A 23716-nucleotide genomic window follows, 5' to 3' on the forward strand; every position below is an offset into this window, starting at 1 on the left:
ACCGGAGGCGAGCACGTTGCGGCGGAACACGTAGGAATAGCCCGCGAGCGCCGCCACGCCCTCCTGGATGCGCGCGCCGCCCGCGTCATAGAGGCCGATGATGGGCGCCCGCGCCTTCATCGCCATGTCCTGGAGTTTTGTAATTTTCAGCGCGTGCGTTTCCGAGAGCGAACCGCCGAACACCGTGAAGTCCTTGGCAAAGACAAAGGTCTTGCGGCCGTTGATGGTGCCCCAGCCGGTGACGACGCCGTCGCCGGGCACCTTGTTCTTCTCCATGCCGAACTCGGTGGAGCGGTGCTCGACGAACATGTCGAATTCCTCGAACGATCCCTTGTCGAGCAAGAGCTCGATGCGCTCGCGGGCGGTCAGCTTGCCGCGGGCGTGCTGCGCCTCGATGCGCTTCTCGCCGCCGCCGAGCTTTGCGCCGGCGCGACGGTCTTCAAGTTGGACGAGTACACCCAATATGATCTTGCCCCTTGCGACACCTGGTGCTGGAAGCGACCTTTGCAAACTCCCGGCCTCAGGGTAAACTTAGCTAACTGTCATTCAAAACTGCAGGGTCCAAATTGCTCATTTTCGCGTATGATTCCCCGACTTCTGCTAATTCTGCAAATGCCTCGCGGTAACATTTTTGCCGGCGATCGAGTTCGCAGACTCCGCGAGGCGCGCGGTTTAAGCCAGGTGAAACTGGCCAAAGCCGTCGGGATTTCGCCGGGCTACCTATGTCAAATTGAAGCCGATGTGCGCCCTCTCACGGGCGACGTTCTGCTTCGGCTCAGCCGACATTTCGCGCTAGATATCTCCTATTTCGGCAACAACGACGACATGCGGGTTGCGAGCGAGCTCCGCGAAACGGCCAGCGATCCTCTCTTTGGAGGCGGAGTGACAGGTGAGGAAGCCAGCGCTGCGGTTCGCTCCGCGCCCAGCATTGCCAACCGATTTCTTCATCTCTACAGAGCCTATCTGGCACTAGAGGAAGAACATCGAACCTTGCAAACGACCATCGCGCAGGATGATGCCGGCAGTGCGAGCCGGTTTCCTTACGATGAGGTCCGCGATTGGGTGCAGGCTAATCGCAATCATTTTGCACCGCTAGATCGAGCGGCCGAGCTCCTTGCATCAGATCAACAGTTTCGCTCGGGAAGTCACGGTGAAGACTTCCTACGATATCTCCGCGATGTTCGGGGCATTAGAGTTATTCACTCGCAACAGCCCCTCGATGCCGGCATGATTTGGCGGCTTGATCGTAATGCGAAGACTTTACACTTATCCGAGGGTGCACCGCTGGAAAGCCGCATCTTTTGGATTGCCCATGTGATCGGCTTGATTGAGCAAGGAGAAACAATCGAGCGCCTTGTCCGACGCGCCAAATTGAGCAACCCGGAGGCCTGCGCCCTCGCGCGCGTCGCTTTGGCAAACTATTTCGCCGGAGCCCTGGTGATGCCGTATGAGACGTTTCTGCAAGCTGCTCGAGATACCCAATACGACATTGAACGCCTTCAGCTGCGATTCAAGGCGAGCTTCGAGCAAGTTTGCCATCGACTAAGCACCCTGCAGCGACGTCAATCTCCCGGCATTCCATTCTACTTTTTGAAGATCGATATCGCCGGAAACGTCTTGAAACGTAGTAGCGCCACGCGCTTTCAATTTGCTCGCTTCGGCGGCCCCTGTCCACTATGGAATGTCCATCAATCGTTTTCGCAGCCAGGCCGAACACTCGTTCAACTTGCATCCACGCCGGACGGAACCACCTATCTTTGCATCGCGCGGACTGTCAGCCTCTCCAGCAATTCCTATCTCGATCGGCCGCGGGCCGTGGCGGTCGGACTTGGATGCGAGATCACTTATGCGGCTCAAACCGTCTACGCGAAGGGTATAAACCTAGACGACAAACAAGCCGTTGATCAAATAGGGCCAGGATGCCGCGCATGCGAGCGCGTCGACTGCCGCCATCGCGCGTTGCCACCCATTGGCCACGCACTCGACGTCGGCACGGCAGAGCGCGGCGTAGTTCCGTACAAGATTGACCTGCGTCGAGACTGACAAAGTTCATCAACCTGATCAATCTACCACTGAGGCCACCTCTTATACTTGACTAAACGCGCGAGCAGGCCTCCGCAGACGCCTCTTCCTTGGTTCCCCGTCAAACCACCACCAGCTGGCGATCACCGTCTCTGCGTCAACGCAGATCAGCTTGAGCGACGCTTCCAATATGCTTTCGTTCTCGAAGACTTGCTATCAAGCCAGTTCCAGCAAAGGCCAACGCTGAGATCACGATCAAGCCGAAGGTGTAAGCTCCCGTCCAGTCCTTCGTGTGCCCCATGATGGTTGGCGTCAGAAAGCCTGATAGGTTTCCAAATGCGTTCACGGCAGCAATGCCTCCCGCGGCCCCGGCGCCACTGAGAAGTCGTGACGGCAGCGTCCAGAAAACTGGAACGAATGCAAAGACCCCCAGGCCAGCCAAAGTGAACGCTGCGATGTTGAGGGCAGGATCCTGAACAAGAACTGACGCCAGCAATGATGTGGCGGACAGCGTCAACGGTGCAACGGCGAACCACACTCGCTCTCCAGCGAAATCTGACAGACGCGCCCAGCCAAGCTGCGCCACCATCCCGAAGAGATACGGCAGGGCCGAAAGAACTCCGGTTTGCACATTTGTCATCCCCATTCCTTTAATGATCGTCGGAACGAAGAACCCAACTGTGTAATTGATGCCGAGCGCTCCAAAGTAGATGAGACCAAACGCCCACACCCGCGGAGTTCGTAGCGCCGCTACCGTGCTTGGAATGTCATTCGACGGCTCTCGTGTTGCGTCGATCGACCCGAGCAACACTCGCTTCTCGTCTGCGGTCAGCCACCGAGCCTCCGACGGGCTGTCCGGCAAATAGAGATACATTACGACCGCAAGCACGAGTGCCGGGAACCCTTCAATCAGGAATAGCCACTGCCAGCCGGCTAAGCCGAACACACCATTTAGATCGAGCAGATAGCCAGACACGAGTCCGCCAACAGTTCCGGCGATTGATCCAGACACCAAGAAGTAGCTGAGGACGCGACCTCGCACGCTTTCTGGAAACCAGCCGGATAGATAGAACAATACCCCTGGAACCAACCCAGCCTCAGCTGCTCCCAGAAGGAGCCGAATTGCATAGAGCGAGGTTTCGTTCCAAACGAAGGCAGTCGCCATCGAGGCGAGCCCCCACGTCACCATGATCCGTGCGAACCACTTCCCAGCGCCGAACCTCTTCAGTGCAGCATTCGAAGGGACTTCGAAAAGAAAATAAGTCAGGAAGAACAAACCGGCAGCCAAACCATAACTCGAGGTGCTCAACCCGAGATCGTGGCTCATATTGGGTGCCGCATAACCGATATTTACTCGGTCGAGATATGCGACGACGAAGCTCGCCATCAGGATAGGCAACAGCCTGATCGTCGCCTTCCTAATAATCTGATCTTCCCTGATCATTATTCCGTCCCTTGGCCATTATTTATCTGATTGTCTGAATCTTACAAACGACCGTTTCTTATTGCAAGAGCGGCGACGGTGCACGGACGGTCTTGACTTCGTAAAATAACGGTTGTTTGTTAAATTGCCCTTGGTTCGAGGTGGCGCATGCCGCGGACCGGTCAACGTCGGAGTTTGTTATGAAATCGGGTGATCCGCTGTTCTCTCCGTTTCGGCTAGGAGATCGTGAACTAGCGAATCGAATTGTGCTCGCGCCGCTTACCCGTTCGCGAGCAGTCGGCGAAGGTCTTCCAGTTGACCTGCATGCGGAGTATTACGCTCAGCGGGCGAGCGCGGGCCTTCTTATCGCGGAGGCAACGCAAATCAGCTCGGAGGGCCAAGGCTACCCGAGCACGCCTGGAATCTATACCAACGAGCAAATCTCTGCCTGGCGAGTGGTTACGGATCGGGTCCACTCCACCGGCGGAACAATTTTTCTTCAACTGTGGCACGTCGGGCGAGCTGGCCATCCGGCAAATCGACCAGGCGCCGAGCGGTCGGTGGCACCATCCGCTCTGGCAGCGCCTGGCAACGTATACACGAAGGGCGGCCTACAGCCATTTCCCATTCCGCGGGAGCTCTCGACTAGCGACATTCCAAGGATCGTCGAAGACTACGTTTCCGCCGCGAACAAGGCGATGGCTGCGGGGTTCGACGGCGTCGAAATCCACGGGGCTAACGGCTATCTGGTAGACCAGTTCTTGCAGTCGAGCTCAAATCATCGCTCCGATCAATACGGCGGCTCCATTGAGAACCGGGTCCGATTTCTACATCTTGTAACAGAAGCCGTCAGCAGGGCCATCGGGCGTTCCAGGACGGGTGTCCGCTTGTCGCCCTTCGGCATATTCAACGGCGCCTCCGATCCAGATCCGTCCAAGCTTTTCGACGTGGCGATCCGAGGCCTGTCAGAGATCAAAATCGGCTATCTTCACGTCATCAACCCGGAAGTTTCCGGTGACAGCTCAGCTGCCGGGGTTGGCGTCGACGTCGCGGGTTTCGCGCGCCAGCGATTTGCTGGCCCGCTGATCGTCGCGGGCGGCTACGATCGTGACCGAGCGATTGAGGCCGTCTCGTCTGGAGCTGCAGATCTGGTGGCCTTTGGACGCTTGTTCATTTCGAACCCCGACCTTCCGAGGCGACTACGACTTGGCGCGCCTCTAGTCGAGCCGGACAGAAGCACATTCTATACGAGCGGCCCCAGGGGGTACGTCGATTATCCACCCATGGCCACAGATCAAGCCCGTTGATCAAGCGCTTGCTGGATCATTCGTTTGTCGGTTCAGAACGTTCGAGCAGATTATCTGAAATGATCCGCTGCCGGCTTCGAACAATTTCGTGAGTCGCGCATCGCGCCAAATGGCGCTCAACAGCATGTAGTTTCGTGTCTCCGGCACCGCCATGCATCTGTAGCGTTCCCGAGGTGACCTCTTCGGCCATATCTCCGGCCCACGAGCGCCGAATTAGCCCGTCTGCCAAACTTCTCACGAAGCTCAATCGGGATCAGCCCCTAAACGGGAGTCCAGCTGATTGGCGGCAGGAAACATCCCCTTCACGAATTCGCGCGCCCCTCCCCGATCAACCGTCGCTCTTCCGCTTCACGTTCTCCGGCGTGCCCATGCTCGAATCTCGCCCTGCCTGTACAGGCACCTGCCTCCTCAGCAGGACGTTCAAACTTCAGAGACTTGAGGTGACAGAGCGCTTGCGATTAACGTCCAGACCTGCGCAGCCAGGCACTCGAAGCAATAAATATGTGATGGTCCGGGACGGTCCAATTGTGGATCTCATGTTGACAGGGCCCGCTTTAACTTTCATACGTTAGTTAAGCGTCGGGCTCGCTTCCTATTGGACGACCGAGGCCGGCGTTTCCTCCCTCTTTGAACTTGGCGCCGCCGTCGCAAGACGGCGGCTTTTTCTTTGGTCACGCGGGTCAACGCAGTTTGATTGCCAGACAGTCGTCTGTTAGCAATCACTTATCTGTCCGCGATTTGCTTGACGCTTTACTCGCGGGAGAATGTTTGGGAGCCTTAGAAGGATCGTCTTATGGGACCACTATCTGGCGTCAAGATCCTTGAGATCGCTGCTATCGGGCCCGCGCCGATGGCGTCAATGCTGCTCGCGGAGCTCGGAGCGACCGTGCTGCGCCTCGATCGTCCGACAGCCTCGGATCTCGGCCTGGCTATCCCCGTGGAAAAGGAGCTTTTGCTGCGGAGCAGACCAGCTATCTCCGTGGATCTCAAATCGGATGCTGGCATTAAGTTCGCTCTCGATCTCGTCGCCAGCGCCGATATGCTTATCGAAGGATTTCGGCCCGGTGTGATGGAACGGCTTGGGCTTGGTCCTGAGATCTGTCTGAAGCGAAATTCAAAGCTCATATACGGCCGCATGACGGGATGGGGACAAACCGGGCCGTTGGCCCATACCGCCGGCCACGATCTCAACTACATCGCACTTTCGGGCGCGTTAGACAGCATCGGTCGCACTGGGGCGCCTCCGACCCCACCGCTAAATCTGGTCGGCGACTTTGGCGGAGGCGCGCTCTACTTAACTCTCGGACTGCTTGCGGCACTGACTTTCGCAAGATCGACTGGCCAAGGCCAAGTTGTGGACGCTGCGATGGTCGACGGTGCGGCATCTTTGATGACGCTCTTCTACGGATTGAGAGCTGCCAACCTATTCAACTTCCCTAGAGGGAAGAACATCCTCGATTCCGGCGCGCCCTACTATGACGTCTACCAATGTGCAGATGGTGGTTACATAGCGGTGGCAGCGATCGAGATGAAATTTCGACGGGAGTTACTTGAAAAACTAGGGCTCTACGGATCGGTTCCTGACGGCGAGGATCCTGACACGTGGCCGGCGTTGCGTGCTGCGATCGAGAAAGTCGTGCGATCGAAGAGCCGAGAGGAGTGGTCGACGATTTTCGACGGCAGCGACGCTTGTGTTTCGCCAGTTCTGTCAATGGCGGAGGTCCATCGCCACCCACACAATCTTCATCGTAAGACGTTCGTTGACGTTGAGGGAATCGTGCAACCTGCTCCCGCCCCAAGGTTCAGCGTTACCGCCCTGGGCCTGCCAACTCGACCGACCCCGGTCGACTCCGACGTGGCCGCGGCTTTGGCGCCCTGGGGTCTCTCTGACGCTGCGGTGGATAGGCTTATGGCAAGTCGCGTCATAGGGTTGACGACCCGATAGCTCAAGAGCGTGCGGCTACAACGATGCTTTCACATGTGTCCCGGTCAGGAGCAACGCTACTGGAACGGCGTTGAAATGGTAGAAATCGTTCGCCTTGAGATCGTTGGGTCGTCGCGCTGTCGCGCTATCCATGGTGATCCCAATCATGGCCGGGCATACGGCGGCCAAGCCCTCTGACATTCGCTAATGGCAGCGTCAAACATTGTTCCACTGAAGGCCGCCGTCTATGGTGCAGCTTCTTTTCCTGGGCGGAATTGATCCGGCACCACCGGCGACATTGACTTCCCCATGCTGCAGGAGGGCGGCGCTTTTCATCGCGGCCCATTCAGGTACCCAGCGAGCCGGACGCAATGTCTTTTCGGCCAAATCTCATTTGCCGTCCCACTGGTTTCGCGCCAGGACGCAGAGAAACACAAAATCGCGAAACACGCCGGCGGATGCGGCTTCTCTCCAGAAGACCCGTCAGGTGACGTATCGCGTAAACGCGACGGTCGTCGCACGGGCTCGCCAATCGGTGACGACGTTGACTAGAGCTGGCTTGCCCGCAGCGACCGCCGCCTTTGCGCGTTCGAGCGCCGGCCTGATCTCCTCGGGAGACTCAACCCACTCTCCGTGTCCACCTAGCGCCTCGGCCATACGATCGAACCTGGTATAACCCAACTCCCGTCCGGGCCTCTCTCGTTCAGGGTCACCGGTCCAGCCACCGTTCAAACTGACCACCACGATCAGGGGGAGCTTGTGTCGTACTGCCGTGTCGAACTCCATTGCGTTGAGTCCGAACGATCCATCGCCGTGAAGCACGACAACTTGAGCCTCGGGACGAGCCACTTTGGCACCCACCCCAAACGGCATTCCTACGCCCATCGTGCCGAAAGTGCCGGAGTTCAGACGATGCCCAGGTCGATACGAAGGGATCGCCTGCCGGCCAAAATTGAGGATCTCTTGTCCATCGACAACAAGGACGGCGTCCCTGTCTAGAAAATCACGCACTTCCCGGCACAGTCTGAGGGGATGTATGGGTGTATCTGGATTCGACAGCGCCTTTTCTTGTGCCGCGCTCTTCGTTTCGTTGACCGACCGCAGATGATCGTTCCACTCCTTGATGGCCGCGGCATTGGGCCGGTCTTTGATGACGCCGAGCAGTTGTTCTAGAGCAACCTTGAGATCCGCACAGGCACCGACCTCCAGATTTGGGCTATCAGCGATCTCCTGGGCATCGACGTCAATTCGCACGACGCGAACATCCGGCCTGAAACGCGGCGGCGACACATGGCCTGACATATAGTTCATGCGAGTGCCGAGGACCAACACCAGGTCGGCTTCGCGAAACGCGGTGGCGCGTGCAGACAGAAAGCAGAGTGGGTGGTCGTCGGGAACCAGTCCGCGTGCTTGCGGCGTCGTGAAAAAGGGGATCTCCGTCTTGTCAATGAACTTCGTCAAGACGTCGCCTGCGTCTGCCCAAAGCGCACCGCCCCCGAAAATGATGATTGGACGCTTGGCCGACGCAATCGCGGAGGAAATTCTCGACAGATCGTGGCTCGACACAGCTGGACGAGGCCGCTCGAACGCATTGAACGGACTGGGCCACACGATCTTGCTTTCATCGACCGGCGCCGTCAGCACATCCGCCGGAAAGTCCAGATAGACGGGTCCTGGCTTTCCCGAAACACAAATCCGCAGAGCGCGATCGACAAGCTCGGGAATCCTTGCAGCCTGATGAACCCGCTCGGCCCATTTGGTGCAGGGTTCCATCATGGTCACCTGATCGAGTTCTTGGAATACACCTTTGCCCGATTGATCGGTTGGGCTCGAGCCGCCAAGAACGAGAACCGGCACGCAGTCGGCCCACGCGTGCGCGACGCCCGTCACCATATTCGTTGTCCCAGGACCGGATGCAGCCATGCAAGCTGCAGGCTTACCACGAAGCCGCGCGTAGGCATGGGCAGCCATGACGCCGGCCTGTTCGTGCCGAACGTCGATTCCCCTCAGCCCCAGACGGATAGCTTCCGCCTCCGCCTGAAGCATTGGCGCCCCCATGATGAAGAAGAACGTATCGATGCCGGAGCGCTGCAGGGCTTTCGCAAGGATCGTCCCGCCGGTCGCCGTCGAATCTGTCATTTGAACACTCCCTAGATTGTTCCGGCCTTTTGCAAGGCATCGATCTTCGGCTCATCGAATCCCAGGAGACCGCCGAGGATTTCCCGCGTATGCGCGCTCAGAATTGGCGCAGCTTCAACCTGAACCGGCGACTCCGACATGTGCACGGGCCATCCCGGCATCTGATATTGCCCGCGGCTCGGATGCTCGACATTCACAAAAATCCCGCGCTCGTGCATGCTGGGATCGTCGGAGATTTCCATTGTGTCGAGCACTGCGCCCGCGGGCACGCCCGCTTCGGCAAGCAGCCGCATCGCTTCGTGCTTGTCGTGCTTCCGCATCCAAGGCGCGACGATCTCGTTTACGGCAGCCGCATGATCCGCCCGGAACTGCGGAGATGAAAATCGCTCGTCCCCGACGAGATCTTCACGGCCGACGACACGAAGCAAAGCTTCCCACTGATGATTGTTCGCGCGGCTGCTGTAGACGTAGCAATAGTCGTTCGGACCATCACCGGCGCACCGAAATGCCTCGCTTGGCGCCGTCGTTCCCAAAACGACCTGATTTCCCGCCCTGTTGCAGGCAAAGCCGTCGCGCTCCTGCGCGGCGTACGCGATGCGACAGAAGTTCACCATCGCGTCCTGCATGGCTACAGCCACGTGTTGACCGCGGCCCGTACGATGACGCTGCATTAGTGCGGCCAAAATGCCGATCGTGGCGTGTAAACCCGTTCCCGTGTCGCCTAGAGTCGGCCCCGGCTTGATGGGGCGCCCGTCGCGATCGCCGGTAATGCTCATGACGCCTCCGGTCGCCTGAGCAATCATGTCGAAACTTCGGTACTTCTCGTACGGGCTGCCTTTCCCAAAGCCCTTGATTTGGGCAAACACGATGCGCTCGTTGATGCGCTGCACCTCCGGCCAGCCAAAGCCCATGCTTTCGATGAGACCCGGCGTGAAGTTCTCGATCATGACATCGCAGCGGCGTATCAGTTCCCGCAAAATCTCCTTTCCAGCCTGGTCCTTCAAGTTCAGCGTTACGCTCTTCTTGTTGGCATTGAGGAAGAGGAAATAGTGGGAATCAAGCCCCTTGACGTTCGTGGACGCGTATCGTCCCTGCTCGCCGCCTTTCGGATTCTCGATCTTGATGACCTCGGCGCCCATCCACGCCAGCGATTGCGTCACGGAGGTGCCCGCCTCGAATTGAGTTAGATCGAGCACGCGGACGCCAGCCAGCGCCAAATCATTACCCATGGGTCTCCTCGCGCCTTCTGTCTTGAAACTAACAGTTGTCTGTTTTCGTATCACGGGCCACTGCTGAGTCAAGGCAATTATGTAATGATGCTCAGCTTGAAAACGGTCATTTGTTAGTCTTAACTTGTTTTAGAGGAGGAACCACAAGGTGGACTACGACGTCGTGATCGTCGGCGCTGGCGCCGCCGGCAGCGTGCTCGCTGCCAGATTGACTGAGAACCGGAGTGTCCGCGTTCTCCTTCTCGAGGCCGGAGGGTCAGATAACAATCCGCTGGTGCACATTCCGGCGGGGTTCATTCATCTACTTGGCAGCTCCCGCCTCGGATGGGATTACGAGACCGTCCCTGAGCCTGGCGCGGCTCTTCGCCGCATTCGGATGCCACGTGGAAAGCTGCTTGGGGGAAGCAGCTCCATCAACGGCATGTGGCAGGCGTGGGGCTTGCCTGGTGACTACGACGCATGGGAGCAAGTCGGCTGCAGCGGGTGGGGCTATGCGACCATGCGGCAATATCTGCGCCGACAGGAAACCTATGTACGCGATGAGTCCGGGCTCAGGGGGACGAATGGACCAATCATTGTCTCGGATTTCACCGGGCATCATCCCCTTACGGAGGCCTTCCTAAAGGCCGGGAGCGAACTCCAACTTCCCTTCGTCAAAGATCTGAATGCTCAGCCGCAGGAAGGCGTAAGCCTCGTTCAGCAGACCCGCCGAGGGCGGCGCCGCATGAGCGCCTACCGCGCATATTTGCATCCCGCGAAATCACGGCCCAATCTGCGGATCATAACCAACGCGCACGCGCTCCATCTCAACATGGAAGGAACTCGCGTAACAGGGGTTAGCTACCGGAAGAACGGCGAAATCCACTCCGTGCGCGCCGCCCGCGAGGTTATATTGGCCGCAGGCGCGCTAAATACGCCCCAACTGCTGATGTTGTCCGGCCTCGGACCGGCTGAACATCTTCAGCGCATGGGAATCCCGGTCCGCTGCGATATACCTGGTGTCGGCAGCAATCTTCACGATCACTATATCGCACGCGTTGTTGGTGCGGTTCACCGGGGCACCTCACTCAATGAAGAGACCCGAGGCTTCCGACTGCTTCGCGCCGGTATTGAGTATCTCATCCGAGGTCGTGGTATCCTCACCTTTTCGCCCGCGAACGGGACTGGATTTCTCCGTAGCAAGCCCGAGCTTGCGGAGCCGGATCTGCAGCTTGCATTCTCGCCAGCCAGCTACTCGCCGCTCAAACCAGGGCAGCTCGACACGGTGCCAGGCATAACCTGCGGCGTTTGGCAGATGCGACCGGCGAGCCGTGGGTCAGTCAGATTGCAGTCCGCCGATCCGCAGGCGAGGCCTGCAATAAGCATGGGCTATCTCAATTCAGTCGACGATCAAGCGGCAATCGTCGCCGGCTTACGGGCGTGCCGCCGCATTCTGCGCGCTCCAGCACTCGCTCACTTTGCGAACTCGGAGCGTCTACCTGGCGATGACATCGAGACGGACGACGAACTGCTGGACTATGCCAGAAACACCGGATCAACCGTCTTCCACCCGGTCGGCACTTGCCGAATGGGGTCTGACAAAGCTGCAGTCGTGTCACCCGAGCTGCGGGTTCACAATGTCGGTGGCCTTCGCGTGGCGGACGCTTCAGTCATGCCAAGTATCACATCCAGCAATACGCATGCTCCGACGGTGGCAATAGCTGAGCGGGCGGCCGAACTGATTGCAGGGTCCTTGTCCGTCGAAGCACAAAAGTGATACTAATTATCTAACGGTCGGCCGTTTTACCTGACTGATAGGGTGGAAGAAACGGAGCTCAAACAGAGTCTTCCGGGCTTTTAAAGGAGAGAACTTTGCATCTTAAGCATTTTTTCGTCACCGCCGCCGTTCTCAGCACCGTGTTGATCTCCCACACAGCGGGCGCTCAGGAACCCCTCAAGATCGGGGCCGTCTATGCACTGACCGGTCCGGTAGCTCCCTACGGCGTTGCACAGCAGAAAGCCCTGCAACTGCGTACCGACGCACTCAACGCAAAAGGCGGACTCAAGGGACGAAAACTCCAAGTCTTCTTCTACGACACGGAGGGCAATGGAAATAAAGCCGTGCAGTTCACTAGAAAGGCAATCGAATCGGACAAGGTAGACATAATCTTGGGTCCTTCGACCTCTGGAGAGGCGTTACTCGCTGCGCCAATCGCAAACGAAGCCAAGGTGCCGCTCATATCTCATTCGGCGGCGCAAACTGTCGTGGATCCCGCCAGGCCTTATGTCTTCCAAACGGCCCAGTATGACAGAATTGCAGTGCCGGTCGCTCTCCAGGAATTCAAGCGGCTTGGATATACCAAAGTGGCGCTGCTGAGTTCGACCGATGGATACGGCCAATCCGGGACCGCGGTTCTGCAAGAACTCGCTCCGAAATACGGCATCTCGATCATCCTCGAGCAATTCGATCGACAAGACACGGACATGACTGCGCAAGTCCTCAGAGCCCGCCAAAGCAGCGCCGATGTCATGCTGATTTGGAGTACATTCCCGGCGCCGGCCATCATTCTGCGAAACGCTAAAGCAGCTGGATTTGCGAAGCCGATCTACAATAGTTTCGCCATGGCGGCACCCGATTTCCTCAATCAGGCCGGACCAAACGCCGAGAACACATTTGTGATGTCCGCCGCTCTGTTGCTTCCGGAAGCGCTGTCCGACAGCCATCCATCCAAGAAGGCTGTTATGGAAGAGTATCAGGAATTCCTTGCTCGATACAAGGAAGCTCCGACCCCGTCGGCTCAGCACGCGCTCGATGCAATGAGCATCATCGAGGACTCAGTGAAACGAATCGATGGCGATGTGAACCGCCAGTCTCTACGCGACGCGATCGAGCGGACCGACATATTTGGCGCGAACGGCCATTTCAAATTCTCACCGACAGATCATGGCGTGAGCACTGAAAACGCTCCGATCGTCTTCCTTCTGGTGAAGGGCGGCAAATTCACGGCAGCCCGCTAGGTGGTCTGGCGCGACTAAGGAGCGGGCCATGAACAGCCTTAGCGTTGTTATCGAACTTGCCGTGTCGGGTCTCGTGATCGGTTGCGTATATGCGTTAGTCGCGTGGGGCTTCACGATCGTATTCAATGCTACCGGCCTAGTCAATTTTGCGGCGGGTGAGTTGGTGATGATGGGTGGCGTGATCTCGGCGACGCTTCACACGCGATTCGCGTTGCAGCCCATCGTTACCGTGCCATTGACCGTGATAGTCGTCGCCGCAGTGTCGGCAGCGACGGACCGCTATTTTCTTCAGAAGGCACGTCGCCAAGTTCACATGACGCTTGTGATGATTACTATCGGATTGGCAATCGGCCTGAGGGGGGCGATGCTCTTCCTGACGGGCAAAGACTTTCAATTTCCGCCTCCATTTTCGGAGTTCGAATTTCCTCCGATTCTCGGAATCAATTTGTCTACCCAGGGTGTCTGGGTCATTTGCGCCGTTGCGGTGATGACTGGCGTTCTTTGGTGGTTGTTCGCGAAAACTTGGCTAGGCTATTCGATGCGCGCCAGCGGCGAAAACCCGAGGGCCGCGCAGTTGATGGGGGTTTCGCCTCGATGGGTCTCAAACCTGTCCTTCGCGCTCGCCGGCGCGATGGGAGCGCTCGCCGGAACGCTTATCGCACCATTGGCTTCCGCGAACTACGCGAGTGGGCTCTACTTCGGCGTAAAAGGCTTCTCGGCTGCGGTGCTAGGGGGCCTGGGGAGCCCGGTGGGGGCAGTCGTCGGCGGTCTATTGCTTGGTTTGATTGAAAGCTTTGCTGCTGGCTATGTGTCTTCCGGTTGGAAGGACGCCATCGCTTTGGGATTGCTGATTCTCGTTCTCCTCCTCATGCCATCCGGCCTCTTCGGCCGTCGCGCAACCCGGGTATAACCATGTCGTCACTACGAAGGAGCTACCGCCAGAACCTCCTGGGGCTGGGTATCGCCGCACTGCTGCTGGTTGGCGTTGGTCTGATCGTCTCCAACTCATTCTATCTCACCACTCTGATCTTTGCCTTGATCTCCGCGATATCTGCCATCGGACTAACACTCGTTTTTGGTTTCGCTGGTTTGGCGTCGTTGGGCCAGGCAGCTTTCTTTGGTATAGGTGCCTACACGGCCGCCTGCCTGACGGAATTCTACCATCTGCCGCCGCTCTTATCGCTAATGTGTGCCGTCGCCTCGGCGTCACTGTCGGCGTGGGCGATTGGCCGTCCGTTGCTCCGGCTGTCCGGCGTCTATCTCACAATGGCATCTCTGGCTTTTGGCCTCATCGCGTACCTCACATTCAGCCAAATGAGACGCATCACCGGGGGCCTCGATCCAGGCTTTATGCTCACTCATGAGTTCTCGATCGGACCTTTTCGGTTGGGGGACACTCACTCGATGTACTGGGTCTGCAGCTGTTTCACGATCGCCACGCTCCTTGTCGCGCTCAATCTCATTCACTCAAAATTCGGACGAGCCCTACGTGCCCTAAAGAGCTCAGCCCCCGCATCGGAAGGCGTCGGAATTTCAACTGCGTCTTACAAGTCCACTGTGTTTGCAATTGCAGCGGGAATGACCGGCCTTTCCGGAGGGCTGTATGCCTTCTTTATGCGCTCGTTCAATGCCACCGCATTTAATTTCAATCTCTCTATCGAGCTGCTCGTCGTCGTGATGATCGGTTCACTTCGATCGGTGTGGGGCGCACTATTTGGGGCAGCTTTCGTCACGTTACTTCCGACACTTCTGGAGAACCTCGAAGACTTCAAACTGTTCGTCTACGGTGCCATAATCGTTGCAATCATGATGTTTATGCCTGACGGCCTGTTCGACGGGCTACTTCGACTGGTGATTCGCTCCCCGCGCAAGGCTGACGTCTGATGTTGGCCGTAAGCAATCTGACAAAGCGGTTCGCTGGCTTGTTGGCGGTTGACAATCTTTCTTTCACTGTGCCGGCCGGAAAAGTGACTGCACTCATCGGCCCGAACGGCGCAGGCAAAACCACCGTCCTGAGCATGGCCAGCGGACTTCTCCAGCCGAGCAACGGATCAGTGACCTTCGACGGCAGAAGTATCATCGGATCGCCCGGTCATACGATTGCTCGGCTCGGAATCAGCCGCACGTACCAAAACCTCCAAATGTTCGAAGACATGAGCGTCCTCGAGGTAGCAATGACGGGCGCACACCGCTGCGGAACGTCGAACATCTGGAGCACGCTATTTGGTCTTCCCTCCATCATCCGAGAGGAGCGTTTAATCGAGACAGCGGCACGCGATGCGCTTGCAGAGGCGGGTGTTCCATCAACGCTCTTCGGCCAAGATGCCGAGACCCTTCCCTACGGCCTCCAACGAAGAGTCGAGTTGGCGCGCGCCTTGGCCGCGAAACCTCGACTGCTCCTGCTTGATGAGCCAGCCGCAGGGCTCAATCCGGTCGAGACACGCGATCTCTCCGCTTTGCTCTCCACGCTCCGCGCCGGAGGCTTGACCGTTCTTTTGGTTGAGCACGACATGGATCTCGTGATGAAACTGAGTGACTACGTCGTCGTCATGAACTTCGGCCGAGCCATTGCCGCCGGAACGCCGCGGCAGGTCCAGTCCGATCCGCAAGTAGTCGAAGCCTATCTCGGCGCAGAGGATTGATCTCATGTTGCAGGTCACGGGGCTCCACGTAAGCTACGGAATGATCGCGGCCGTCCGCGATGTAGCGATCGAAGTCGGGGCGGGCGAGATCGTGTCGCTGATTGGCGCGAATGGAGCAGGGAAATCCACCCTGATCAACGCGATTTCGGGTCTCGTGCATGCAGACCGAGGCGAGCTGCGGTTTGACGGCCACTCTCTGGCTCACATGGACGCTGAACAGGTCGTCAAGTTAGGTGTGGTGCAGGTACCCGAGGGACGCCAGGTCTTTGCCCAAATGAGCGTGCTCGAAAATCTGCAGATGGGAAGTAACGTGCATCGACGCACCTATTCACCGAACGACCTACAGAGCGTGTTTGACCTATTTCCCCGCCTGGCCGAGCGGCGCGAGCAACAAGCGGGATTGCTTTCTGGCGGTGAGCAACAGATGCTGGCCATTGGCCGCGCATTGATGACGCGCCCAAAACTGTTGCTGTTGGATGAACCCTCGATGGGCCTCGCTCCGCTCGTCGTCAAGATGATCTTTGGCATTCTGGCGTTCCTCAATGAGCGAGGCATCGCGATTTTGCTCGTGGAACAGAACGCTCGCGCCGCCCTGAAGCTTTCTCGCCGAGCCTATGTTCTCACCAACGGCCGGGTCACTCATTCTGGCTTGTCGGCCGAGCTCCTCAATAGCCCAGACATCCAAGAGGCCTTTCTCGGGGGACATCAAGTTCACAATGAGCACCCCATGGGAAGCCAAGTCTAAGGCTTCGCCCGATCTCTTGTTTTCCGAAGCTCCGCTACGACATCAAAAACCGTCGATGCCGCCGCTACTACTCCTAATAGGAGCGCGGCAGGCCGAGCCAACGCTCGCTGACGAAGTTCAACACCATGTCGTTGTTCAAGGGAGCGAACACATGGAGCCGGCAGTCGCGATAGTAGCGTTGCATCGGAGACGCCTGATCGAAGCCGGCCGACGCCATCGCCTCCATGCCAATGTCTGCGGCTGAGACGGCTGCCTTCGAAGCCGCGTACTTTGCCATGCTGCTCAAGACCTCAGCGGAGCCGCCTGCGGCATGTCGCCTGGCCGCTTCCAATGTGAGGGACCACGCCGCCTCCAAGGCGATGCCAACGGCGGAGAGACGATGTTGCAGGGCTTGAAACTGACCAATCGGCCGCCCAAATGCCTGCCTCTCCTTCGCGTATGTCACTGCCGTCTCCAGAGCACCACGACCGATCCCGGTTACCGCCGCCGCAGCATTTAGACGCTCGTTGTTGAGCGCCGTCAGGACCTGCATAAATCCCATGTCGATCTGGCCAAGCACAGCGGACGCGGGCACACGCACGTTATCGAAATGAACCTCGCAAGTCGGATAGCCGTTGATCGCGAAAGTTGCCAGCCGGCTTGCTTCGATGCCCGGAGTCTCTCGCGGGAGCAAAAACATGGTGATTCCTCTGGCACGATTCTCACCTGTGCGCGCGAGAACGACCATGAAGTTGCAGAACGTCGCCCCGCTGATCCACATCTTCGATCCAGACAGGATCCAGTCGTTGCCATCCCGCCGCGCCTTCGTCTTCATCGCGGTAAGAATGTCTGTTCCCCCACCCGCCTCGGTGAGACAGAATGACCCGAAGCTCTCTCCTTTCATCAACGGCTCCAAGTACTGCTTACGCTGTGCGTCGGTCGCATAATCGCGAAGCAGGCCGGTTACCAGAAAGTGGACGACCATATAGACTGCCGACGACGTCGCCATGCGGCCGAGGATCTCCAAGACCAAGGCCTGAGCCTCGGCGCTTCCTCCGCTGCCTTCCATTTCTTCGGGAACACCGACACCAAGGACACCAATTTCGGCGAGCGCCTGGTGGAGCTCGCGATCGAAGGTCTTCTCGGCGTCCAGCTTCTGCACCTTCTGCAGCGGTGACACACGTTCGACGGTCTTCTCGACGGATTCGGCCAGCATCGCCAGTTCGTCCGACAGTGACAGCATGCGCTCAATCATGGCTTCTTTGCTCGCGTTCTTTGGTGTTCTATTTTCGAGATTTTAGGACAGGAGCTAGTGCACGCCCGGACGCTGCGGCTTTGCCCAGGAAGGCTTCGCGTACGTGCTCGTTCTTGGCTATTTCCGCGGCTGGCCCTTCTAGTTCGACTCGGCCGTGGGTCAGCACATAGGCCCTGTCCGAGAACCGTAGGGCCGCTCTCGCGTTCTGTTCGACCAGCAGGATTGAGATACCCTGCTCCCGCAGCTGGCGCAGCGTCGCGAAGATTTCCTCGACGATCAGTGGCGCCAGCCCCATGGACGGCTCATCTAAGAGCAAGACCCTTGGCCGCGCCATCAGCGCTCTTCCGATTGCCAGCATCTGCTGCTCACCGCCAGACAAAAGTCCGGCATATTGCGTCCGCCGCTCCAGAAGTCGCGGGAAAAGAGAGTAGACCCTGTCGATATCTTGGCCGAGCTCTTCGTTCCGTCGGACATACGCCCCTAGAAGCAAGTTCTCCTCGACCGACATCCGGACAAAGATTTGTCGACCTTCTGGGACCTGAACGATCCGACGGCGTACCACTCTCTCTGGCCGGAGACCGCCTATGGATTCGCCGTCGAACAGGATATGTCCGGACGCCACTGGGACGACCCCGGAGATCGCATTCAGGAGTGTGGATTTGCCGGCCCCGTTCGCACCGATAAGGCAGACGAGTTCACGATCGTTCAACCTGAGCGAACCATCCTCAAGCCCGACTACGGCGCCGTAGCAAACGCGAACGGCCTCAAGCAACAGCATCGGCTGCCTCCGCGCCTTTTCCGAGATAGGCCTCAACAACTGCGGGATCGTTCTGAACCTGATCTGGCGTCCCTTGCGATAGGAGCTGCCCGAAATTCATCACGATCACTTGGTCCGAAATGCCCATGACGAGATTCATGTCATGCTCCACGAGCAGAACCGTCGTGCCTCCTTCGCGCAGTTCGCAAATCAGCTGCGCCATCGTTTCGGACTCTTGATTATTTAGGCCTGCCGCCGGCTCATCCAAAAGAAGCATGTCAACGCCGGAAGCGATGGCGCGAGCAATTTCGACACGGCGTTGCCATCCGTAAGGAAGCTCCGCGGCCACGCGACCACTATACGATGCCGGCACGCCAGCGCGGTCGAGGGCCGCCATTGCTCTGTTCCGAAGATCTTTCTCTTCAGCCACCACCGATGGCGCCCGCAACAAAGCGGCAAGCCAAGTGCTCCGACCGACCCGATGCGCTCCTACCATCACCGTTTCAAGGACCGTCATGCCTTCGAACATCTGCAAATTCTGATAAGTCCGGGTCATGCCATTTGAGGCAATCGAATGAGGACTCCGACCGGTAATGTCTGCTCCCTTGAGCAAAACACGTCCAGCCGTCGGCCGCAAAACCCCGGTGATCAGGTTCAACGCAGTTGTCTTGCCCGCTCCATTTGGGCCGATTAGCGCGGTGATCGAATTCCGCCGGACCTGGATGGAGAGCGCATTGACCGCGACCAGGCCCGCGAAATTCTTTGTCAGTGCTTCCACTGAGAGAATCATGTCGGCTTCCGCCGCGAAATGAGCTTCTGAGATGCTTCGATCATTGCTTGAAACAGCCCCTCAGGCATGATCATCACGATGATCACCATGGCGACCCCATAAGCAAATAGTTTGTAGTCCTCGAACCTATCGAGGAGGCTCGGAAGCACGGTCACTAGGGTCGCGCCAAGGAGGGCTCCCCACACTGATCGAACAGACCCCACAATAACCATGACAAGAAGTTCGATCGAAAGATTGAACCCAAATGCGCTTGAATTGAATGAACGCAGGAAGAAGGCAAACAGCCCTCCTGCCACGCCTGTGATGCCAGCTGAAATAGCCAGCGCCATCGCCTTGTAGGCGACCACCGAAATTCCGAGCCCATCGGCCGCAATTTCGGAACTACCAAGAGCTTTAAGCGCTCGGCCAAAGCGAGAGTGGACGAGGTTGAGAACGAACAGGGCGACGATAGCGAGCGAAGTGGCACAGACCCAGTACATGGATCTGGTGTCACCAAGACGCCAGCCAAGCACGCTAAAGGGCGCCGACGAGAACCCGGGATCGAGACCGCCTGTAATGCCGCGCATCTGCCCGAAAAGAATGTAGGCAATGATCCCGAAGGCGAGCGATGCCATCGCAAAATAAAGATCTGAAAGACGTAGGAGAGGACGCGCAATCAACCAGCCAATCACGCCTGCGGCCATCGCTCCGATCATCAGCGCGAGGACAGGTTCGACGTTCAGGTTCGTCGCCAGATTGGCCGAGACATATGCGCCAATGCCAAAGAAGGCCGACTGACCGAGGGAGATGAGGCCGGCATAGCCCATCAAAACTGTCAATCCGACCGAGGCGATGCCAAAGATCATGCAAAGGTTGATGACGGTGAGGTAGTACGAGTTTTGGACAAGCGAGCCAATAGCGATCTCTAGTACGATCAGAATTCCGAGACCGATCAGATTGCAGTGATAGGAGTCCAAGCGCTGCAACATCTTTAGACTCTCTTTAGCTGGGGAGAGCCGAAGATGCCCGACGGCCGGAGCAACAACATGATGATGAGGAGAGCGAGCGCAATGGCGTCTTTGTACGCGGACGCAACGTAGCCCGCTGACAAAGATTCGATAGTGCCGATCAGTACTCCTCCAACGATGGCACCGATCGGATTTCCTAGCCCCCCGAGAATGGCAGCGGCAAATCCTTTGATCCCAAAGAACAAGCCGATGTCGTAACTCGCTGAAGCTAGGGGCGCGATCAATGCGCCCGCCATAGCCCCGAGGGCGCCAGCCATCAAAAACGCGACCATTGAGATCAGGCGAGGCGAAATTCCCATCAAAGTCGCGGCTCTAGGGTTCTCAGCGGTGGCACGCATTGCCCTGCCCAGCCAAGTTATATTCAATAGGTACCAGAGGCCGACTGACACCGTGATAAGAGCGAGCCCAATCCAGACGCCCTGCCCCGCCAGGTGCGCACCGAAGACGTTCACGGGAGAAATGCCCCCCAAGCCGTCGGGAAAGTACACATCTTTGCCTATCGTGAACTCGACAGCTCCACGGAGGACAATTCCCGCGCCGATGGTCAGCATAACCAGTGTGATGTGCGATCGGCGTCGAGCTCTTTGGAGGATGAGACTATCGACCAGCACCGCTACGCAACCCACGAGCATCATCGACGCGGGTAGCGCGAGGATCGGTGGGAAGCCGGACTTCAAAATCAGCGCCGCGGAAATGACGCCGCCCATCATAATGAACTCGCCATGAGCGAAGTTCACTATGCCGGCCGAATTGTAGACAATGGTAAAGCCAAGCGCCACGAGTGCGTAGATACATCCCGTGGTAAGGCCAGCTACTACAATCTGAACAGCCATTCACCGGGTCCTCTACAGCTTGTGCATCGTCGAACGTTTGCGTCGGTATAATTGCGTCTTCCTCGAAGCCTCCAACTCGGCGGCAGGGTACTTTCAATTGCGCGGCTTGCGCCCTGAGGTTGGACGGCGAAATCACCCCTGCAGAACCGGCGATCCAGCATGGCGGTCACGCATTGATTGCGCGGGAGCGAGCTTGGCGCTCCGGTAGTGCACGCCGACTACAAGCGCCGCTCGATCTGGATTAGCTCTTCTTTCCACGGCGAGCGGCCGCAGCCGCGATTTCCGAGAAGCCGGCGAGCGATTCATTCGGAACGTCCGGAAGATTGATGACGATGTTCTCTGGCGTCCGGGTCGTCAGCCACACAAGATCGTCATCGTGGCTCAGATTGACTTCCACGTGCGGCATGTGAGGCGGCACGAAGACAAAATCGCCCTCCTCCATGTCGACCCATTCCGAATAGTTCTCGCCGAAGTAAATTCGACCGCGACCATGAAGGACATAACCACCCGTCTCAGCCTCGCCGTGGTGATGGGGCAAAGATCGGAAGCCAGGCTCATTGCTAACTTTACCGAACCAGATCTTGGTAGCGGGCGTATGTTGCCGGCTCACACCGGACACGCGTACGGCTCCGCCGGACTGGCCCGTCTGCTCACTGAGCTCATTTTTGCGGGTAACAACCGGTACAGCGCTCATCCCAGCCTCGTCTGCAATAACTAACAAACAACCGTTTACACACCGCGCACGCGGGCTGTCAAGCATTCTTGGTTGCGCCCTCTGCGCGGAATAGCCGTCGGAGGTGCCGAAGGTTCTCAGATTATTCTGTATTTTAGAATACGGTCTCCACCACCAATGAAAGGCTTCGACCTGGGACTTCCCGAATAACGGCAAGGGGACTACGCGGCCGCCATTAGGTACCCGGCAATCTTAATTTGATTGAAGCGAATTGGCAGGGGCCCGAAGGGAGCTTTTTGACAAGACTTCCGAACGTCCGCGCCAGCCTGACTATAACGGAACGCTTGAAACGGCAGTGATCACAAGCCGCACCAAACCCGTCGGGAGGGATCTCAACAAAGCTCCCAATCTTGACGGTATGCTAGACGGCTTCGCTCTTGGCTCGCGCAGCTCTTGGAGGGCCGGGGTGCGGGCGATCTTGAGGCACCTCGTCAACACCGAGAAGCCGGAAAGTCATTCGCATATGGAGGTCAACGATGTTTGCCTGACTAAGCCGCCCGTCATCGTTGTACCAGCTAGCGACGCCGGACAACATCGACAATATGGCAAAAGTTGCGACTCGCGGATCCTCCGCTTTGAAAAGCTTCTTCTTGACCCCCTCTTTGATCAGATCGGTCAAGATGGAAGAATAGCGGTCGCGGAGATCCGTGATGATCTTGCGATGTTTGGCAGACAAGCTTCGCAGCTCGAGATTGCCAATAATCACTTCCTCTTTTTGTTCGGTATGAAAGCGGATGTGAAGCTCGATCAGCTTCTTCAGCCGTTCCACCACGCCGGAGGTCTTCGAACTCGCTCGTTCAAGATCTCCGAGCATGAGCTCAAGATGCTCTCTGAGCAGATTAAAAAGGAAGTCGTCCTTGCTCTTGATATAGTTGTAGAGCGATCCTGCCTGAATGCCCACCTCGTCTGCGACTTTGCGTAAGCTCGCGGCGCGAAAACCATGCTGAGCGATCATTTGAACCGCAGCGCGACGGATCAGCTTTTCCGTAGTCTCTCGCTTAAATCCAGCGCGACGCATTCGGCATTTCTCCTTAGACTGCCAGATATCCACCGTCGACGGGGAGAGTTACCCCAGTAATGTAGCTCGCAGCCGACGAGGCGAGAAAAACGACCGCTCCCTGCAGTTCCTCAGGACGTCCGATGCGTCGCATGGGAACGTGGGACAGAATACCTTTGAGAGCCTTCTCGCTCTTCTGGACGGCGTCGGTCATGGGCGTATTGATCAATCCAGGCGCGATTGCATTGACGCGGATACCGTAGATTGCGAGCTCAACCGCGAGCGCCTTGGTCAGCTGCAAGATCGCTCCCTTCGAGGTAACGTAACTTACAGCAGCTGATCCGCCGACAAACGACTGAATGGACCCGACGTTGACGATACACCCCTTCGAAGCTTTCAAAGCTTCCAGAAAGGCCGCAACGAGGTTGTAAGGTCCATCGATGTTGATCGACCTCGTCCGTTCCCAACGATCCCGCGCACCAGGCTCGTCCATCCGCCCCGCGAGCAGAACGCCCGCGTTATTGACCAAGATATCGATGTTGCCGACTTCCTTGGCAACTCGCGTCGCCAACAGCTCACAGGCCGACGGACTGGCAACGTCAAGTTGAAAGGACCAACTTCGTCCGCCAAGATCCTTGATGAGAGCGGTAGACTCCGAAGCGCTCCCCTCGTCTACGTCTGTCACGATCACTGCAGCGCCCGCAGACGCCAGTCCTACCGCGATAGCCCTACCATTCCCTCGGCCGGCCCCGGTAACCAGAGCTGTGCGTCCGTCAAGACTTACCAAGCTAACCAAGAGATGTTCCGATTTGATTTTCCCAGAGAATCTCAAGAGATACTTTAGGCAATATAGCCCTTCAGTTCCGGGCTGTAAAACGGCCGATCTCTGAGCTAGACGCGAATCTCAGTAGATTCAAGGGGAAAGCAGAGCAATGAC

The 23716-nt window shown here is 57.7% G+C and carries 21 protein-coding genes; 9 read left to right on the forward strand and 12 right to left on the reverse strand.

The annotated features are described in order from the left end of the window. The coding region (locus IVB29_RS27275) for a carboxyl transferase domain-containing protein (RefSeq protein ID WP_276576868.1) at positions 1-462 on the reverse strand (462 nt) is incomplete at its 3' end. A gap of 150 nt (positions 463-612) precedes the next feature. On the opposite strand from IVB29_RS27275, the gene IVB29_RS27280 reads away from it, so the two are divergent. After that, positions 613-2043 (forward strand): helix-turn-helix transcriptional regulator, encoded by a 1431-nt coding sequence (locus IVB29_RS27280; RefSeq protein WP_256466913.1) that lies wholly within the window; start codon positions 613-615, stop codon positions 2041-2043. Between the two features lie 136 nt (positions 2044-2179). Here IVB29_RS27280 and IVB29_RS27285 read toward each other — a convergent pair whose 3' ends face one another. Further along, complete coding sequence (locus tag IVB29_RS27285) at positions 2180-3466, reverse strand: MFS transporter (RefSeq protein WP_247506499.1); 1287 nt, start codon at positions 3464-3466, stop codon at positions 2180-2182. A gap of 179 nt (positions 3467-3645) precedes the next feature. On the opposite strand from IVB29_RS27285, the gene IVB29_RS27290 reads away from it, so the two are divergent. Together IVB29_RS27290 and IVB29_RS27295 are read left to right on the forward strand one after the other, a co-directional pair. Next, complete coding sequence (locus tag IVB29_RS27290; protein ID WP_247506500.1) at positions 3646-4752, forward strand: alkene reductase; 1107 nt, start codon at positions 3646-3648, stop codon at positions 4750-4752. A 793-nt stretch (positions 4753-5545) separates the two neighbouring features. Further along, positions 5546-6697: a CaiB/BaiF CoA-transferase family protein gene (locus IVB29_RS27295; protein WP_247506501.1), complete on the forward strand. Its 1152-nt coding sequence runs from the start codon at positions 5546-5548 to the stop codon at positions 6695-6697. Positions 6698-7159: 462 nt separating this feature from the next. On the opposite strand, the gene IVB29_RS27300 is transcribed toward IVB29_RS27295, so the two are convergent. Then, positions 7160-8815 (reverse strand): thiamine pyrophosphate-binding protein, encoded by a 1656-nt coding sequence (locus IVB29_RS27300; RefSeq protein ID WP_247506502.1) that lies wholly within the window; start codon positions 8813-8815, stop codon positions 7160-7162. 11 nt (positions 8816-8826) lie between these two features. Continuing rightward, positions 8827-10044, reverse strand: a complete 1218-nt coding sequence (locus tag IVB29_RS27305) for a CoA transferase (RefSeq protein ID WP_247506503.1) — start codon at positions 10042-10044, stop codon at positions 8827-8829. 148 nt (positions 10045-10192) lie between these two features. Between IVB29_RS27305 and IVB29_RS38555 the strand changes: the two genes are divergently transcribed. The 6 genes from IVB29_RS38555 (at position 10193) to IVB29_RS27335 (ending at position 16428) form a co-directional block, all read left to right on the forward strand. Beyond that, a complete protein-coding gene (locus IVB29_RS38555) occupies positions 10193-11800 on the forward strand; it encodes a GMC family oxidoreductase N-terminal domain-containing protein (RefSeq protein ID WP_247506504.1) in 1608 nt (535 codons plus the stop codon). A gap of 95 nt (positions 11801-11895) precedes the next feature. Then, positions 11896-13041, forward strand: coding sequence for an ABC transporter substrate-binding protein (locus IVB29_RS27315; protein WP_247506505.1), 1146 nt, complete (start codon positions 11896-11898; stop codon positions 13039-13041). Positions 13042-13069: 28 nt separating this feature from the next. Continuing rightward, positions 13070-13951, forward strand: a complete 882-nt coding sequence (locus tag IVB29_RS27320; protein ID WP_247506506.1) for a branched-chain amino acid ABC transporter permease — start codon at positions 13070-13072, stop codon at positions 13949-13951. A 2-nt stretch (positions 13952-13953) separates the two neighbouring features. Further along, positions 13954-14925, forward strand: coding sequence for a branched-chain amino acid ABC transporter permease (locus IVB29_RS27325; RefSeq protein WP_247506507.1), 972 nt, complete (start codon positions 13954-13956; stop codon positions 14923-14925). After that, the gene (locus IVB29_RS27330) at positions 14925-15683 is read left to right on the forward strand and encodes an ABC transporter ATP-binding protein (protein WP_247506508.1); all 759 of its coding nucleotides are present in this window, start codon (positions 14925-14927) and stop codon (positions 15681-15683) included. The genes IVB29_RS27325 and IVB29_RS27330 overlap by 1 nt, the downstream gene beginning before the upstream one ends. 4 nt (positions 15684-15687) lie before the next feature. Then, positions 15688-16428 carry an ABC transporter ATP-binding protein gene (locus IVB29_RS27335; protein ID WP_247506509.1) on the forward strand — a complete coding sequence of 247 codons (741 nt, stop codon included), beginning with the start codon at positions 15688-15690 and terminating at the stop codon, positions 16426-16428. A 73-nt stretch (positions 16429-16501) separates the two neighbouring features. Here the strand turns inward: IVB29_RS27335 and IVB29_RS27340 are convergent, their stop codons facing one another. The 8 genes from IVB29_RS27340 to IVB29_RS27375 form a co-directional block, all read right to left on the reverse strand. After that, on the reverse strand, positions 16502-17662 hold the full coding sequence (locus IVB29_RS27340) for an acyl-CoA dehydrogenase family protein (protein ID WP_247506510.1): 1161 nt from the start codon (positions 17660-17662) through the stop codon (positions 16502-16504). Between the two features lie 28 nt (positions 17663-17690). Beyond that, positions 17691-18440 carry an ABC transporter ATP-binding protein gene (locus tag IVB29_RS27345; RefSeq protein ID WP_247506511.1) on the reverse strand — a complete coding sequence of 250 codons (750 nt, stop codon included), beginning with the start codon at positions 18438-18440 and terminating at the stop codon, positions 17691-17693. Further along, a complete protein-coding gene (locus IVB29_RS27350) occupies positions 18427-19209 on the reverse strand; it encodes an ABC transporter ATP-binding protein (protein ID WP_247506512.1) in 783 nt (260 codons plus the stop codon). Before IVB29_RS27350 ends, IVB29_RS27345 begins: the two co-directional genes overlap by 14 nt. Beyond that, positions 19206-20177 (reverse strand): branched-chain amino acid ABC transporter permease, encoded by a 972-nt coding sequence (locus IVB29_RS27355; RefSeq protein WP_247506513.1) that lies wholly within the window; start codon positions 20175-20177, stop codon positions 19206-19208. Before IVB29_RS27355 ends, IVB29_RS27350 begins: the two co-directional genes overlap by 4 nt. Positions 20178-20179: 2 nt before the next feature. Then, the gene (locus IVB29_RS27360; protein ID WP_247506514.1) at positions 20180-21049 is read right to left on the reverse strand and encodes a branched-chain amino acid ABC transporter permease; all 870 of its coding nucleotides are present in this window, start codon (positions 21047-21049) and stop codon (positions 20180-20182) included. A 241-nt stretch (positions 21050-21290) separates the two neighbouring features. Continuing rightward, on the reverse strand, positions 21291-21743 hold the full coding sequence (locus IVB29_RS27365) for a cupin domain-containing protein (RefSeq protein WP_247506515.1): 453 nt from the start codon (positions 21741-21743) through the stop codon (positions 21291-21293). A 400-nt stretch (positions 21744-22143) separates the two neighbouring features. Continuing rightward, a complete protein-coding gene (locus tag IVB29_RS27370) occupies positions 22144-22800 on the reverse strand; it encodes a TetR/AcrR family transcriptional regulator (RefSeq protein ID WP_247506516.1) in 657 nt (218 codons plus the stop codon). Positions 22801-22813: 13 nt separating this feature from the next. Continuing rightward, complete coding sequence (locus IVB29_RS27375; protein WP_346731305.1) at positions 22814-23611, reverse strand: glucose 1-dehydrogenase; 798 nt, start codon at positions 23609-23611, stop codon at positions 22814-22816. Positions 23612-23716: the final 105 nt, after the last annotated feature.

The organism is Bradyrhizobium sp. 1, from assembly GCF_023073315.1.
GTDB lineage: Bacteria > Pseudomonadota > Alphaproteobacteria > Rhizobiales > Xanthobacteraceae > Bradyrhizobium.

Bases quoted from the DNA above. Each gene is read 5' to 3' on its own strand.
- IVB29_RS27280 (WP_256466913.1), top strand. From the start codon at position 613: ATGCCTCGCGGTAACATTTTTGCCGGCGATCGAGTTCGCAGACTCCGC.
- IVB29_RS27285 (WP_247506499.1), bottom strand. From the start codon at position 3,466: ATGATCAGGGAAGATCAGATTATTAGGAAGGCGACGATCAGGCTGTTG.
- IVB29_RS27290 (WP_247506500.1), top strand. From the start codon at position 3,646: ATGAAATCGGGTGATCCGCTGTTCTCTCCGTTTCGGCTAGGAGATCGT.
- IVB29_RS27295 (WP_247506501.1), top strand. From the start codon at position 5,546: ATGGGACCACTATCTGGCGTCAAGATCCTTGAGATCGCTGCTATCGGG.
- IVB29_RS27300 (WP_247506502.1), bottom strand. From the start codon at position 8,815: ATGACAGATTCGACGGCGACCGGCGGGACGATCCTTGCGAAAGCCCTG.
- IVB29_RS27305 (WP_247506503.1), bottom strand. From the start codon at position 10,044: ATGGGTAATGATTTGGCGCTGGCTGGCGTCCGCGTGCTCGATCTAACT.
- IVB29_RS27320 (WP_247506506.1), top strand. From the start codon at position 13,070: ATGAACAGCCTTAGCGTTGTTATCGAACTTGCCGTGTCGGGTCTCGTG.
- IVB29_RS27325 (WP_247506507.1), top strand. From the start codon at position 13,954: ATGTCGTCACTACGAAGGAGCTACCGCCAGAACCTCCTGGGGCTGGGT.
- IVB29_RS27330 (WP_247506508.1), top strand. From the start codon at position 14,925: ATGTTGGCCGTAAGCAATCTGACAAAGCGGTTCGCTGGCTTGTTGGCG.
- IVB29_RS27335 (WP_247506509.1), top strand. From the start codon at position 15,688: ATGTTGCAGGTCACGGGGCTCCACGTAAGCTACGGAATGATCGCGGCC.
- IVB29_RS27340 (WP_247506510.1), bottom strand. From the start codon at position 17,662: ATGATTGAGCGCATGCTGTCACTGTCGGACGAACTGGCGATGCTGGCC.
- IVB29_RS27345 (WP_247506511.1), bottom strand. From the start codon at position 18,440: ATGCTGTTGCTTGAGGCCGTTCGCGTTTGCTACGGCGCCGTAGTCGGG.
- IVB29_RS27350 (WP_247506512.1), bottom strand. From the start codon at position 19,209: ATGATTCTCTCAGTGGAAGCACTGACAAAGAATTTCGCGGGCCTGGTC.
- IVB29_RS27355 (WP_247506513.1), bottom strand. From the start codon at position 20,177: ATGTTGCAGCGCTTGGACTCCTATCACTGCAATCTGATCGGTCTCGGA.
- IVB29_RS27360 (WP_247506514.1), bottom strand. From the start codon at position 21,049: ATGGCTGTTCAGATTGTAGTAGCTGGCCTTACCACGGGATGTATCTAC.
- IVB29_RS27365 (WP_247506515.1), bottom strand. From the start codon at position 21,743: ATGAGCGCTGTACCGGTTGTTACCCGCAAAAATGAGCTCAGTGAGCAG.
- IVB29_RS27370 (WP_247506516.1), bottom strand. From the start codon at position 22,800: ATGCGTCGCGCTGGATTTAAGCGAGAGACTACGGAAAAGCTGATCCGT.